Below are 13,282 nucleotides of genomic sequence, written 5' to 3' on the forward strand. Positions count from 1 at the left end.
CCCGATGGTTCTGATTGGGGGAGTCTTGGTTGTACTGACTGCCGTATATTTCAGTCTCACCAACGGGACGTTTGATATGTCCATCAAGGAAGTATTTCAAACTTTGCTCCGGATGAATCCCAATTCGGATTTCGATCTCGTTGTGTTCGAGTTCAGGCTGCCTCGTATTGTGCTTGGCGCTCTCGTCGGCTTTGCACTGGGTATGGCCGGTGCAGTTATCCAGGGAGTTACCCGCAACGGACTTGCGGATCCGGGCATTCTCGGCATCAATGCAGGTGCAGGCATGGCGGTTGTGTTGTTTATGTTCCTGCTGCAAGGGCAGATCACGATGACCGGGTGGCTCGGGGTTATGATGATGCCGATGTTCGGTATCGCTGGCGGTTTGGCGGCAACTACGGCCATATTTATGTTCGCCAGAGAAAACGGAAAGCTGGATCCGCAGCGGCTAATTCTTGTGGGGATTGCGATTGCATCGGGTTTTGGTGCTATTACGATGTTCCTCTCGCTCAAAATGAATCCATCGGATTATGAGATGGCCGTAGCTTGGCTGGCCGGTAGTCTTCACAGTGCTAACTGGAAGTTCGTGGTCACGATGCTTCCTTGGCTCATCATGCTGCCGCCTGTCATTTGGCTCCGCTCTCAAGTGCTCGACTTGTTCCAGCTGAGCGAGGAAAGCGTGAAGAGTGTCGGGGTAACCGTCGAACGTGAGAAAAATGTATTGCTTCTATGCAGCATCGGATTGGTCAGCGCGAGCGTTGCCGTATCCGGCAGCATCGGGTTTGTCGGTCTGATCGCTCCGCATCTGGCGAGGCAGCTGGTTGGACTGCGGCACAGGCATATCATCCCGATCAGCGGTATAGCAGGCATGGCGATTGTGGTCATAGGCGATTTCATCGGCAGAACGATATTCGCTCCGGCCGAGCTGGCAGCAGGCATTGTCGTGTCCGTGATTGGGGTTCCATATTTTATCTATCTATTAATTCGCATGCGAAAATAAAAGCAGCTTTCGGGAGGATCACATGAATCGTTATCAACAGCTGGTGGTTGAGGACAGGGAACTCACACTGTATTTGCCTCCTTCCTATCATGAGTCGGACCGTTCTTATCCTGTTGCCTACGTACAGGATCAAGGAGATATGTTCACGGACTGTCTCAACTATCTGAACCATCTGTTTGTAGCAGGCCAACTCGTCGAGGTCATCCTGGTCGGGATTTCGTCAACAAATCGAAACCGTGAGTACACGCCTTGGCCGGCCGAGCCGCTGCTGGAGGGCAATCCGCTTTTCGGCGGGGAGGGCAGAGCTTATGTCGATGAGGTGGCGGATGTCATCAAGGCGTACATAGACAGACAGTACCGTACACTCGCAGCGCCCGAACATACAGCCATCATTGGTGGTTCCTTTGGCGGTTTGATCTCGATGTTCGCGGGCTATTGGCGCCCCGAGACCTTTGGACGGATCGGAATGCTGTCGGCTTCGTTATGGTATGACGGGGTTATGGATTACATCAGGGAGCAGGGGGAATTGCCTGCCGGGCTGAGGGTGTATATGTCCGTTGGACAGTTGGAAGGTGCGTATAAGAACAATGCGCAGAAACTTATGTTTCCGAATAATGTCGAGGCCCATCGATTCTGGATGGAACAAGGGGTGAGCCCCGAGCGGATCCAGCTGGCGGTAGATCCTGATGGGACCCATGATCCCATCTTTATGGCCAGAAGATTTCCGGATGCGCTGCGGTGGTTGTTCGTCAAGGAAGAATATGACCAAGAATCTGAGATGGTGCGAGCTAACTGCAATTACCACGAAAAGGATCTTCTGTTTTGCATACCGGGAACGGTGACATGGTCCATGCAATCCGAGGTCACGGGCCGCGAATACCGTATTTTCATTGCCGAACCGATGGGACCGCCACCTGAAGGCGGTTATCCTGTGTTATATTCGCTGGATGCCAATGCGACCTTCGGAACGCTTGCGGAGGCAATCCGACTGCAATCCCGGACCCCCCGCGGCATTCCCTCGGCGCTTATTGTCGGGATCGGCTTTGACAGTGACAGTCCGATCGTGAGCAGCGAGCGTTTTTACAACTTTACTGAATATGCTGATGACCATGAATTGCCGGTCCGCCCTAACGGATTGGATTGGCCGGAAACAGGCGGCGTCGAAGCATTCCTTACGTTCATCGAGTTTCAGCTGAAGCCGGCCGTGGAGCGGCAATACGCGGTGAATCGTTCGAAGCAGGCGCTGTTCGGGCACTCGCTCGGCGGTTTTTTCACCTTGTATACATTATTCACCAGGCCGGAGGCCTTTTCGCGGTATATTGCGGCTTGTCCCTCCGTATGGTGGAAGAACTACGTGCTGTACAAACGATGGGAAGAGGGGCAGCTCCGTTTACAACAGAGCGGACAGCGTAAAGAGCTGCGTCTGTACGTTGGAGCTGAGGAGAAGCCGTCCATGGTTCAAGACGCCAGGGAACTCTATGCATTCCTCAAAGGGCATGATGAGGTGCTGGAGACTACGTTTCATGAAATTGAGGGAGAAGGCCACGTCTCGGTGCTGCCTGCTCTGGTAAGCCCTCTGCTTCGTTTTGTGAACGCGTAATATGAGAAAAATGCCTTAAGCATGAATAAGCAGCCTCATATCCAGGGATAAAGCCGGATCATGAAGCTGCTTATTCCGCGTTGCTGTTTATAGGCAGAGAGTTAATCGTGTATTTCCGGATCATCAAGGATGGAAGAGTACTTTGGGTACAATCTGCGAATGCAATCCGGACAGATATCGTGGGTAAATTCAATGGGGAGGCGGCTCTCCAAATAGCTCTCCACAGGCTCCCACTCTTCCGCGTGGTGAACGTATTTGCATACGGCGCAGATGGGAATATGTCCGGGAAGGGGAAAGCTGTGAGCCAGCGCTTGTTCCAGCAGCAATTCCTTGCGCTTGAACTTCGTAATATCCGTAAACGATATCATAGCTCCGTGAATACGGCTGTCCTTGTTGATAAGCAGCGGCAGTACCTCACATAAAACCCAATTCTCTTGGCCGTTCCATTGCACGGCATATTCAAAGGAATAATCAGAATGCTTCCCCAGCATAACATCTCTTACGGAGGGCAAATCCAACTCACGGAAAAAATGATCAAATGAAGCCAGACTCAGGGACTTGGAAGCGAGATTAAAAAAAGATGCCCCCTGCCATCCAAACTCAGGGGAAACACCATATCTTCCGGCCATGGTAATGAGTGGATCGTTAATTTTGTCTATGATGCCATCCGGCGTAATGATCATCAATCCTTTGTTCAAGGAATGAACCGCATTATTCCAGGATGTGATCATGGTATCGTAGGGCAAATGACTCGCTCCTCATACGGAATAGACTCATGAGTAAAAGATACAACCATCCATGAGTACTATGGTATAATTTAGGCAATATATATTTGATTATACACGTAAATAAGTGGTTTTGCAAGAGAAAAATACGTACATAAGTAATTTTCTTTCAAAGAGAACTAGGAAGGCGGTTGTTTGATGCAGTCTATTTACCAACGAATCGAACATCTCATAGAAAGCCGAGGTATGACCAAGAAGGCGTTTTGTGAAACCCTCGGGATCAGCACAGGAAATTTTGGTGATTGGAAGAGGGGGAAAACAACGCCGAGTACAAATAAATTGATTGAGATAGCTGCATTCTTTTCCGTAAGCTTGGATTGGTTGATTATTGGCAAGGGCAATCCTACCCGAGTCAATGAAGCGCGCGGGGAGTATGAAGTGGAGCCGGGATCATTCGATCTTCCCATCATGTCCGGATTGGCAGAGAATGAGAAGGAGTTTATCCGGGAATATATCGAGTTTTCAGCATACCGGAAGGAAAAGCGAAACGATAAGACCTAGCTGCTCATGACGCCTAACCGAACCCCCCATAATTTGGATCTTTACTTTTGTGTGACGGAACAGTATAATAGGGAATGTTCGCTACAGAACATCCCTTATAACATGCGGTAGTGGTGGAATGGCAGACACGCTATCTTGAGGGGGTAGTGGGTGTATACCCGTGGAGGTTCGAGTCCTCTCTACCGCATACTTTATGAAGAAGCTGTTTATCAAGAGGAATTCTTCCTCTGATAAACGGCTTTTTTGTTTGCATCGCAAGTTGGGACATGCTGTTTCTTATGCGAGTTTGCCCAATTATCGTTTCAATTTCCGCTGCAAGTTTAAAGAGTACATGTAGAGACCATAATAGGGCATGAAGGAGATGAACGAGCATGAAACCATTATACACAGCAGATGTAAAAGTCATTGGAGGGCGTGAAGGCTCTGTTGAATCTACCGATGGGGTTCTTAATCACAAGTTAAGCATGCCGAAGGAGCTTGGAGGACCGGGCGGTGACGGAACCAATCCGGAGCAGCTGTTTGCGGCCGGCTATGGCGCCTGTTACGAAAGCGCCCTGGCTAATATCGCCCGTAAAGAGGGCGTCGAGCTCAAAGACGTTGTGATCCACTCCCAGGTGATGATCGGAAAGGACGAAGGCGCAGACGGCTTTAAGCTTGCGGTGAAGCTGAAGATCGAAATGCCGGGAATCGAACGAAGCCAGGCGGAGGACCTCGCGAAGAAGGCGCATGCGTTCTGCCCTTATTCCAAGGCTACCCGAGGCAACATCGACGTGGAGTTAAGCGTAAGCTAACCATAAAGGAATTCGGATGGTCCTCTGAAATGGAGGGCCATCCTTTTTTGTCGGCTTACGATGCGGAATATGAAACTTTTTACATGATACTCCGTATTTCAGTTGAAGCTATGAATTGGAAAGGGGCGCTTAAGATGAGTATTGAACAAATGATAGAGGAACGGTTTGTATGCAGCAAATGCGGAGGGAATCACTGCCAGACGAAAGAGGTCTCGATGTCAGGGGCCGGGCTGAGCAAGATGTTTGATATTCAGCACAATCATTTCCTATTTGTTTCCTGCACGAACTGCGGATATGTGGAAGTGTTCAACCCGGATATATTAGAAGGTAAAAAGAGGGGGCAGCTTGGCTCGATCCTGGATGTGTTCTTCGGTTGACATCACCCCTAAAATTCTTTAATATGACTAAGTACCAGAAAGTACAAACCAGTCATAGGGAATTTAAATAAAATAAACGGGTGATGAACATGCCATACAGACCGCAGATTGCAAATGTGACCACAGCTGGAAGCAATGAAAAAGAAGGGCTTTACGAATTCATTATCCACACGGCTGACGGAACGGATATTCGCGTATTCTATAACCGCTTCCCGGAATGGAAACTGACTGCGCTTAGCCGACTTGGGAAAGTACCTTGCCCGGTTTGTCGTAAGGATTTCATATGCAAATGCATGGATAAATTCTCGAACGAATTCGACCAGCAGATGAAAGACGGCGAGTGGCTGAACAAAGCTGCTGAGTAATAAACCAATAAGCGTACTTGATCAAGCGTAGGAGAGGGCTCCTGCGTTTTTTCTTGTTTTAGGCCTGAAGGGAGCCAGGAAAGATATGAAGGATCGTGCAACCGAAAATCATGAGGAATATACGATTGTGCTGATTGATGGCGTGTGCCATTTGTGCCAGGGGCTGACTCAATTTATTATCAAGCGAGATCCCGCGGGTGCTTTCCGGTTCGCTTCGCTGCAATCCGAGATCGGTCAGGAGCTGTTGAGGCAGGGAGGGCTTCGTGGAGATACTACGGAAACGATGGTGCTGATTGAACAGGGGAGGTATTACACAAGGTCGACGGGAGCTCTGCGGATTACGCGGCGTCTTCGCTTTCCTTGGCCGCTGTCGTATATTCTGATCCTGATTCCCCCGTTCTTACGGAACCTGGTGTACCGCTGGGTAGCGAAGAACCGTTACCGGTGGTTTGGGCAATCCAGTGAATGCATGATCCCGACGCCGGACATTCGGCGTCGGTTCTTGTCCTAATCCACTTGTATTAATGATGATGTTCTGCCGTACCTTCTTGAAATGTCGGAGTTCCTGCTTGCAGGTAGGCAAGCTCGGCCTCGGACAGTTTGCCGACGGCGAACGGTTTCTGGGGAATGATGATGGAACCGTTGTTGCCGCTGTGCAATTTGATGAAATACAGTCCCTCTTTATCGAAGGTCTTGGTTACCGTATACACGCCATCACCGACCTCTACCGCATCCGTCATGGGATCCCGCAGGGAGCCGTCATGGCTCCACAGTTCGTAGTGGACAAAATCCGCACCAGGTACCCTTTGGCCATCCTGGGTGAGAATGATCTCAATGGTCTCCGGTTGATGAACATATAACGTCTCCGGAATGTTCACCTCGGCGATCAGCGGGATTTCTTTTTCATACCGGTTCACTGCTTCGGGACTGGCCGAACAAGCGCTCAGCAGCAGGACCGATAGCAGTGCGGATAATATAAAACGGCTTTTCATGATCATGAAACCGCCACCCCTTATTGTAGTTAGAGTAAAGACCGAATCAGGCATTCAGAAATGTCTTGATCGCCGGTACCCTCCGAACGATGACATAATCGATGATCCACACGATGATGAGCGACAAGCCCACAAGCGGGAACAGGATCCCCAAAGCGATGAGAAGCAGAAGGAATACCCTCATGTTCTTGGCTTTAACCTCGGGTGCTTTTGGCGCCCCCAGTCCATGCTCCGGTTTTCGCTTCCACCACAAGTACAGACCGCTCACCGCAATGAAAATGATGCCTATGCATATAAGCAAACTGAAGATTTGGTTAACGATACCGAATTGGGTTCCTTTATGCAGTGTAATGCCCAGGGCAACGGCTTTGCCGACCATTCCGTAATGATCATAGCGATAATCCGCCAACACCGCGCCGCTGTACTGGTCGATATGCATGGTAGCCTCATCTTGGGCTTTCGGCGGATAGGCCGACAACGTGTACACCCCGTCCGCTTGCTGTGGAATGCTGATGGTGTAGCTAGGATGGATCCCCTCGCTTCGGGCTACGTACATGACATCTTCGATTGGAAGCGGCGTAAAGTCGGAGATGGTGGAATTAGGTACCTCCAGATTTTCGGCCGCCCAAGGGACCTCTGCGACTTCCTTCGTCTGAACCACATGGGAGGATGGCGCACTGCCTGACCAGATGGAAGGGGGATAACCAGCGCCGGTGTTAGTTGCCATGGTTTGAAAATTGCTGCCCCACAGGCCTGACCAGGGCAAGCCGGTCATAATGAGAAACAGCATGCCTGCCGCGATCCAGAAGGCGGGAACGGCGTGCAGGTCCCTGCGGAGAATCTGCTTGCCCTTGCCGAGCCTCGGGTACAGGATCCCCGCGAGGCTTCTTTTCTTTTTGCTTTTGTTTTTATTTTTCGGAAACCATAAAAATAATCCGGTAATGATCAGCACGATCGCCCAGCAGGCGGCTAGCTCCACGATCCGGTCCCCCACGGTCCCGACCATCAGCTCGCCGTGGAATTCCTCGATTTTGTCCATGATGCGGTCTTTGTCTTTCAGCTCGCCAATCTTTTCTCCCGTATAAGGGTCCATGAAGACGGTCATGGATTCGCCCCCTGAGGTCAAACTGATCTCTGTAGATCGGGAGTCCGACTCGCCGGGGCGGTATTTCGTGATCGTAGCGTCAGGGTAGAGCTCTTTCACTTGTCCGACCAGCTTGCTGGGCGTTACCCGTTCAACCTGAGGGGTTACCGTGTAGTAGTCCCGATATAGCGCTTGTTCAATCTGAGGCTTAAATAAGTAAACGGAGCCGGTGATCGCCAGGATGATCAGAAAGGGAGCAAAAATGATGCCGGCATAGAAATGCCATCTCCAGACGGTTTTGTACCATGCGGCAGAGCTTGGATTTGACGGTTGACTTTCATTTGGTTGGATTGCTGGAGGTTTCTTGTTCCCCATGGCTGGTGGCTCCTTTTCAATTAAAGCTAAAATTTATATAAGATGAACATGAGAGTACATTTCATATATCAGATGAGTTTACTTCGGGGCCCGGAAACCGGCCTGGACGGCTTCTGCCTCGCTGCAGAACCACTGCTCCTGCTTCGTGCGCTCATAGTATGGGGATTCGGGAGTATGGTAGATTTTCTCGCCCTTCGAGTTGATGTTGCCCTTGATGTCGCAGCCTTGCTTGGACGCTTGGCTGTTCTCTTTCGGAGCTTGGGCTGCCGCTGTGTTATTACGGCTACTGTTGTTCTTGTTGTTTGTGTTGTCCTGCTCCTCCGGATGGAAGCCGTCTTCCTGGGCATAGTTCTCTACGCTCCATATCCCGAGCGCCTGGTCCCGGCTGATCCGCTGCAAATCATCAAATTTGTCCACATAGCGGGTGTTGGGCGGGTAGATATAGGCCACGCGGGCGAGCCCTTCTTCAAGCAGCGATTCCTGGACCATTTTTCCGTCGGCATATACATACGCAAGCAGCCTGGAGTATTTATCCCGGTTCGGACCGATATCAAATTCCAATTCAAGAAGGTCGGCTTGTTCCACCAGATCCTTCGTAAAAGCCTTGGCCTCGGGCCCGAATGGCTGTACGCCCAGCTTCGGATGACTCGTCTCGGGGGTATCGATCAGGAGCATCCGGACATTCTCCTTCTTCCCTTCGAACATCACGCTGATGGTGTCACCGTCAACGGCTTTGACCAGTTCCACGGCTGCCCGCGGAAGATTCAGATCATCGGTTGGATAGGTCGTTTGTTTGGAATTCGTTGTACTGGTGTTGTTGGTCTTGGCTTCGGATTTAACGCTTGTTGCGGTTCCTTCGTTTGATGTCGCCGGGGACATCAGCGGCTGGCTGCAGCCTGATAATAGCAGCAAGGCGGTTAGCACAGCGGTTAACATTCGTTTGTTCACATGTTGTCACTCTCCTGGCTTGGAAGTTTGGTTCAGATGGTTTAGGAGTTTATGTAATGTTGGTTCTATATAAGTAGTTCTTATATAGAGAACATTCGTTCTAAGCCTATATAGTAGGACATATATCCTTGTTTTGACAATAGTGAATAAGGGCTATCTGTATATCAAAATAATATCTTGCCGTTCTTCTGCAACTGTGATATTCTAATGTCAAATTATAACAGACAACGGAAGCACCGTTCATGGACCGCATATTGCGGCCTTGGACGGTGCTTTTTGGCGTTGTTACAGAAGAGAGGGATTGGCTTTATGATACCGGCCCGACTTGTGCTGGCAGTGCAGGATTCCCGGTATGTTGAACCGCTGCTGAGTTATGTGCATGGAAGTTCTTACGGATCGGCTCTTCAGGTAACCGCATTTACCCGCATCGATTCATTTCTACATTATATGGAAGTGGGGGAAGTGCCCAATCTGGTCGTGGGGGATACGGAAATGCTGGAGAGCTGGCTTAACCGGGGGGAGACTTCGGTTCCTTGGCTGCTTCTAAGTGAAGGTCATTCATCTTCTTCTCTTGTAGAGGGCGGCAGCAGTACATTCAAGTATCAACCGCTGCCTCAGCTGATGGAAGTCATCATCACCCACTGTAAGCGAAGCGGTGGAGCGCTGGAGAAATTGAATGTCGGAACAACCTCGGTGATTGGGATTGTATCTCCCCTGAGCGGGAGCGGGAAGTCAACGATAGCCATGAACATGGCGAAGCAGCTGGGCGTGCTGGGATTAAAGGTGTTCTATCTCAATTTGGAGACGGTGAACAGCAGTGCATTATTTCCTTCCGGTTCGGTGGGCATGGAGGGGAGCTTTTCAAGATTGTTGTACGACATTAAGGCCTCACAAGAAACGGCTTCGGGGACCGATTTGTCAGTAACCCCTTATATCATCAGACATCATGGCCTGAAGTGCGATTCCTTTGAGCCCAGCTTCAACGTGAAGGAAATCACGGAGATGACCATGGAGGATACGGCTTTGCTGCTGGCTTCCCTCGTATCGTGTAATCAATATGATGTCATTGTCGTGGATACCGAGGGATACATGGAAGAACGAATGCAGGCGGTTCTTGAACAGGCCGGAGTGCTAATCTGGGTTTTATTAGATGATCTCATGAGTATGTATAAGAGCGGTGTGTGGATGGATCAATTGGAGCTTGAGGATCCCGCGCTTTTCGGGAGCCTGAAGAAGCGGAGCCAATTCATTGTCAATCGGTACACAGGACAACTTGTTAACGGATTCCCCCGCAAGGATATAAGCATAGACAGCGTACTGCCTTATATTCCTTCATGGAAACAGCTTCATCGGGAAGAACTGCTGTTGTCCTCACCCATCTATCAGAGAGAGGTATTGAAGCTCTGCCAGCAGCTGCTGGAGGGCTCGGGTATCATGGCGTTGCAAGCGGGTGGTGGGCAGTGATGATGGAGGATCCGTTCAAGTCGGTTCGTGACCAGGTTCGTTCCGAGCTTGATATGAGTGCGAGCATTAACAATTCGGAATTAATGGCCCGTATCGAGGAAATGGTGTGGAGAAGACGCGAGCTCATGGAACTGACAGCCGCTGAGAAGCGGCGGCTGGTGCGCAGGGTATTTGATTCTTTTCGCGGGTTGGATGTGCTTCAACCCTTAGTGGATAATCCTCGAATTACGGAAATTATGATTAACAGCCACCAGGATATATTCATCGAGCAGGATGGGGAGGTGAAGAAGCTGCCGCTCCAATTCGAATCGCAGAGCCGCCTGGAGGATATCATTCAGAGCATTGTCGGTACGGTAAACCGGGTGGTGAACGAATCCACGCCCATCGTTGACGCCAGATTGAAGGATGGCTCGCGGGTAAATATCGTGCTTCCTCCCATAGCGCTGAAAGGGCCGACCATGACGATCCGTAAGTTTCCGGAATCGCCGATGACGATGGAGGACCTGGTACGAAGGGGCGCCCTGACAGAGGAGGCAGCGGAGCAGCTTCGGATACTGGTTAAGGGGAAATACAACATTTTTATAGGCGGAGGGACGGGTTCGGGGAAGACGACTTTCCTGAATGCATTATCGCAGTATATTCCGCCTGATGAGCGTGTCATCACGATTGAGGATTCGGCGGAATTAAAGATCGTGACGGTCCCGAACCTCGTGTCGCTGGAGACCCGGAATGCTAACACGGAAGGCCGGGGAGAAATCGCGATACGCGATCTGATCCGTTCCTCGCTGCGGATGCGCCCCAATCGGATCGTAGTGGGCGAGGTGCGGGGAAGCGAGGCGCTGGATATGCTGCAGGCGATGAATACCGGGCATGACGGAAGTCTGTCGACGGGGCACGCTAACAGCACACAGGACATGATCAGCCGTTTGGAAACGATGGTGCTGAGCGGCGCGGATCTTCCGATCAGTGTAGTCCGTCAGCAGATAAGCTCGGCGATCGATATTTTCGTTCATTTATCCCGGCTTAGGGATCGATCGCGACGCGTAACGGAGATTAGCGAAGTGATCGGAATGAGCGATGGCGAGGTGGTGCTGAATCCGCTGTACCGGTTCCGTGAAACGGGCGAATCGGGCGGCCGGGTGATTGGGTCTCTTGAGCCTTGCGGCAATCCGCTTCAATCGGCGGACAAGCTTCATATGGCCGGGATTACGGCTTGGCCGCTGCAGAAGATGATGGAGGTGACGTCATGAAGCGATCTGAAGGTTCGGTCTTGACCCCGGAAGAGGGTCAAGGTGAGCGGGTGATCAAGAGGAGGAATGGAGCTGGAAAGCGTGAGCAAGCTGCTCCAGTTGGAACCAACACTCTTCCGGATTACGGCGTCTATCATCTCTCGATGAGACAGAGAATGGGATGCATTATCCTTGGCGGTCTTATGTTTTTCTCCATCGGTTATCTGTTTTATCACGATCTGATTTTGTCGCTGCTGCTTGGAACGGCAGGTCTGACGATCCCTAAATTTTGGGGACGGTTTATGCTGGAACGCAGACGCAGGACGCTGAATCTTCACTTCAAGCAAGCTCTCTACTCCTTGTCCTCGTCTCTGTCGGCCGGCCGCTCCGTGGAGAACGGATTCAGGGATGCCGTTCAGGACTTGCTGCTGCTGGATCCCGGAGGCAGTAGCGATCTGATCTTCGAACTCAAAGTCATTGTGTCCCGTTTGGAGTACGGCGAGCCTATCGAAGTGGCACTGCAAGATTTTGCACAGAGGGCGGGGATGGAGGATCTAACGAATTTTGCCGATGTCTTCTCAACTTGCAAACGCACAGGCGGCGATCTGGTTGAAGTCGTGCGGAGAACTTCTTCAGTCATCGGAGAAAAGCTGGATATTCAGCAGGAGATATCTGTGATGATCGCCCAGAAGCGGTTCGAATCCAAGGCGCTGCTGGCTGCGCCGTTCCTGCTGCTGCTGTTCATGAACCTGACGTCTCCCGATTATATGGAGCCCATGTATAGCGGATCGGGGATCATGATCTCTACTTTTGCATTGGCGGCTTTAGGAGGATGTTTCTTATGGATCACCAAAATGATGAATATCAAGGTGTAAGGAGGTGAGGCGGGGATGCTGACATGGATATCCGGTGCGCTGATGGTTCTGCTTGTGGGTGGTTGGGTGGTGCTGAATCAAATGTGCGGCGAACGATACCATCGTCTCAGCAAAGTGCCCATGGATGGGCTCAGGCTGCAGCGGTTAACACCGCCTCTGTTGTTCCTGCTGGAGCAGGGAAAGATTCCGATGCGTTTTCCGATCGTGTTCTATCGGATGCAGGGCTCAGTCCAGAAGATCCATGGTCTGCGGCACAGCGCGGAAATGACGTTGTTGTTTATGGCCGAGGCACTTGCGTATACATGGCTTATTTTGATCGGCGGCTGCTTGTGGTCGTTGCTGTCCGGGGATGCAATCGGACTTCTGGCTGGATTGGCATTGGGGGCATTGCTGCCCGTCGCTTTGGTGAAGGACCTCCATAAAAAGGTCACGCTGCGTGAGCAGGATATCGTGATGGAGCTGCCGGAGCTTCTGAACAAGATTGTTTTGCTTGTCGGGGCCGGCGAGACGGTGCAGCGGGCGATCATTCATTGCGTGGAACGGAACAAGAACGCAAACCATCCCCTGTATGCTGAGCTGAAGAGAATGGTGCTTGAATGGGAGGGAGGCCATCCGTTCCAGCAAGCCTTCGAACAGTTCAATAAACGGTGCGGCGTTCAGGAAGTATCGATATTTACAACAACCGTTTTGCTTAATTTTCGGCGCGGCGGGAATGACTTTGTCCTGGCACTGCGGGATTTGTCCCGAGTGCTGTGGGAGAAGCGCAAGGCCATTGCAAGAACAAGGGGCGAGCAGGCCTCCTCGAAGCTGGTACTGCCAATGGTGGTCATCTTCATGATCGTGATTGTTTTGCTCGGAGCGCCTGCATTTATGATGATGAACATGTAGAAGGGACCGGT

15 protein-coding genes and 1 tRNA gene are annotated in these 13,282 nt (G+C 51.1%); 12 read left to right on the forward strand and 4 right to left on the reverse strand.

Annotated elements, in window-relative coordinates:
* The first annotated feature begins 4 nt into the window (after positions 1-4).
* Both AK95_RS24730 and AK95_RS33650 read left to right on the forward strand, forming a co-directional pair.
* Positions 5-997 carry a FecCD family ABC transporter permease gene (locus AK95_RS24730; RefSeq protein ID WP_071222729.1) on the forward strand — a complete coding sequence of 331 codons (993 nt, stop codon included), beginning with the start codon at positions 5-7 and terminating at the stop codon, positions 995-997.
* Between the two features lie 22 nt (positions 998-1,019).
* Positions 1,020-2,597: an alpha/beta hydrolase gene (locus AK95_RS33650; RefSeq protein WP_074961940.1), complete on the forward strand. Its 1,578-nt coding sequence runs from the start codon at positions 1,020-1,022 to the stop codon at positions 2,595-2,597.
* 101 nt (positions 2,598-2,698) lie between these two features.
* Here the strand turns inward: AK95_RS33650 and AK95_RS24740 are convergent, their stop codons facing one another.
* Positions 2,699-3,343, reverse strand: coding sequence for a PAS domain-containing protein (locus tag AK95_RS24740; protein ID WP_071222582.1), 645 nt, complete (start codon positions 3,341-3,343; stop codon positions 2,699-2,701).
* A 177-nt stretch (positions 3,344-3,520) separates the two neighbouring features.
* Here AK95_RS24740 and AK95_RS24745 point away from each other — a divergent pair, with 177 nt between their 5' ends.
* The 6 genes from AK95_RS24745 to AK95_RS24770 all read left to right on the forward strand — a co-directional run bounded on the left by AK95_RS24745 (position 3,521) and on the right by AK95_RS24770 (position 5,927).
* Positions 3,521-3,883, forward strand: a complete 363-nt coding sequence (locus AK95_RS24745) for a helix-turn-helix domain-containing protein (RefSeq protein ID WP_071222583.1) — start codon at positions 3,521-3,523, stop codon at positions 3,881-3,883.
* Positions 3,884-3,987: 104 nt separating this feature from the next.
* Positions 3,988-4,070 (forward strand) — tRNA-Leu (locus tag AK95_RS24750).
* A 184-nt stretch (positions 4,071-4,254) separates the two neighbouring features.
* Positions 4,255-4,674, forward strand: coding sequence for an organic hydroperoxide resistance protein (locus AK95_RS24755; protein ID WP_071222584.1), 420 nt, complete (start codon positions 4,255-4,257; stop codon positions 4,672-4,674).
* A gap of 134 nt (positions 4,675-4,808) precedes the next feature.
* Positions 4,809-5,051, forward strand: coding sequence for a zinc ribbon domain-containing protein (locus AK95_RS24760; protein WP_071222731.1), 243 nt, complete (start codon positions 4,809-4,811; stop codon positions 5,049-5,051).
* 89 nt (positions 5,052-5,140) lie between these two features.
* Positions 5,141-5,416 (forward strand): hypothetical protein, encoded by a 276-nt coding sequence (locus AK95_RS24765; RefSeq protein WP_071222585.1) that lies wholly within the window; start codon positions 5,141-5,143, stop codon positions 5,414-5,416.
* 85 nt (positions 5,417-5,501) lie between these two features.
* Positions 5,502-5,927: a thiol-disulfide oxidoreductase DCC family protein gene (locus AK95_RS24770; protein WP_071222586.1), complete on the forward strand. Its 426-nt coding sequence runs from the start codon at positions 5,502-5,504 to the stop codon at positions 5,925-5,927.
* 10 nt (positions 5,928-5,937) lie between these two features.
* Here the strand turns inward: AK95_RS24770 and AK95_RS24775 are convergent, their stop codons facing one another.
* The 3 genes from AK95_RS24775 to AK95_RS24785 all read right to left on the reverse strand — a co-directional run bounded on the left by AK95_RS24775 (position 5,938) and on the right by AK95_RS24785 (position 8,815).
* Positions 5,938-6,414, reverse strand: coding sequence for a FixH family protein (locus AK95_RS24775; protein WP_071222587.1), 477 nt, complete (start codon positions 6,412-6,414; stop codon positions 5,938-5,940).
* Between the two features lie 40 nt (positions 6,415-6,454).
* Entirely contained in the window at positions 6,455-7,867 is a 1,413-nt protein-coding gene (locus AK95_RS24780) for a PepSY-associated TM helix domain-containing protein (protein WP_071222588.1), read from the reverse strand.
* A 78-nt stretch (positions 7,868-7,945) separates the two neighbouring features.
* Complete coding sequence (locus AK95_RS24785; RefSeq protein WP_071222589.1) at positions 7,946-8,815, reverse strand: thermonuclease family protein; 870 nt, start codon at positions 8,813-8,815, stop codon at positions 7,946-7,948.
* A 309-nt stretch (positions 8,816-9,124) separates the two neighbouring features.
* Between AK95_RS24785 and AK95_RS24790 the strand changes: the two genes are divergently transcribed.
* The 4 genes from AK95_RS24790 to AK95_RS24805 are packed head-to-tail and all read left to right on the forward strand — an operon-like array spanning position 9,125 to position 13,271.
* Complete coding sequence (locus tag AK95_RS24790) at positions 9,125-10,279, forward strand: P-loop NTPase family protein (RefSeq protein ID WP_071222590.1); 1,155 nt, start codon at positions 9,125-9,127, stop codon at positions 10,277-10,279.
* Positions 10,279-11,529 carry a TadA family conjugal transfer-associated ATPase gene (locus tag AK95_RS24795; protein WP_071222591.1) on the forward strand — a complete coding sequence of 417 codons (1,251 nt, stop codon included), beginning with the start codon at positions 10,279-10,281 and terminating at the stop codon, positions 11,527-11,529. The genes AK95_RS24790 and AK95_RS24795 overlap by 1 nt, the downstream gene beginning before the upstream one ends.
* On the forward strand, positions 11,526-12,383 hold the full coding sequence (locus AK95_RS24800; protein ID WP_071222592.1) for a type II secretion system F family protein: 858 nt from the start codon (positions 11,526-11,528) through the stop codon (positions 12,381-12,383). Before AK95_RS24795 ends, AK95_RS24800 begins: the two co-directional genes overlap by 4 nt.
* A gap of 15 nt (positions 12,384-12,398) precedes the next feature.
* Positions 12,399-13,271 carry a type II secretion system F family protein gene (locus tag AK95_RS24805; RefSeq protein ID WP_071222593.1) on the forward strand — a complete coding sequence of 291 codons (873 nt, stop codon included), beginning with the start codon at positions 12,399-12,401 and terminating at the stop codon, positions 13,269-13,271.
* The last annotated feature ends 11 nt before the right edge of the window (positions 13,272-13,282 follow it).

It is taken from the genome of Paenibacillus sp. LC231, assembly GCF_001860525.1.
In the GTDB taxonomy this organism is placed as follows: Bacteria; Bacillota; Bacilli; order Paenibacillales; family Paenibacillaceae; genus Paenibacillus_AQ.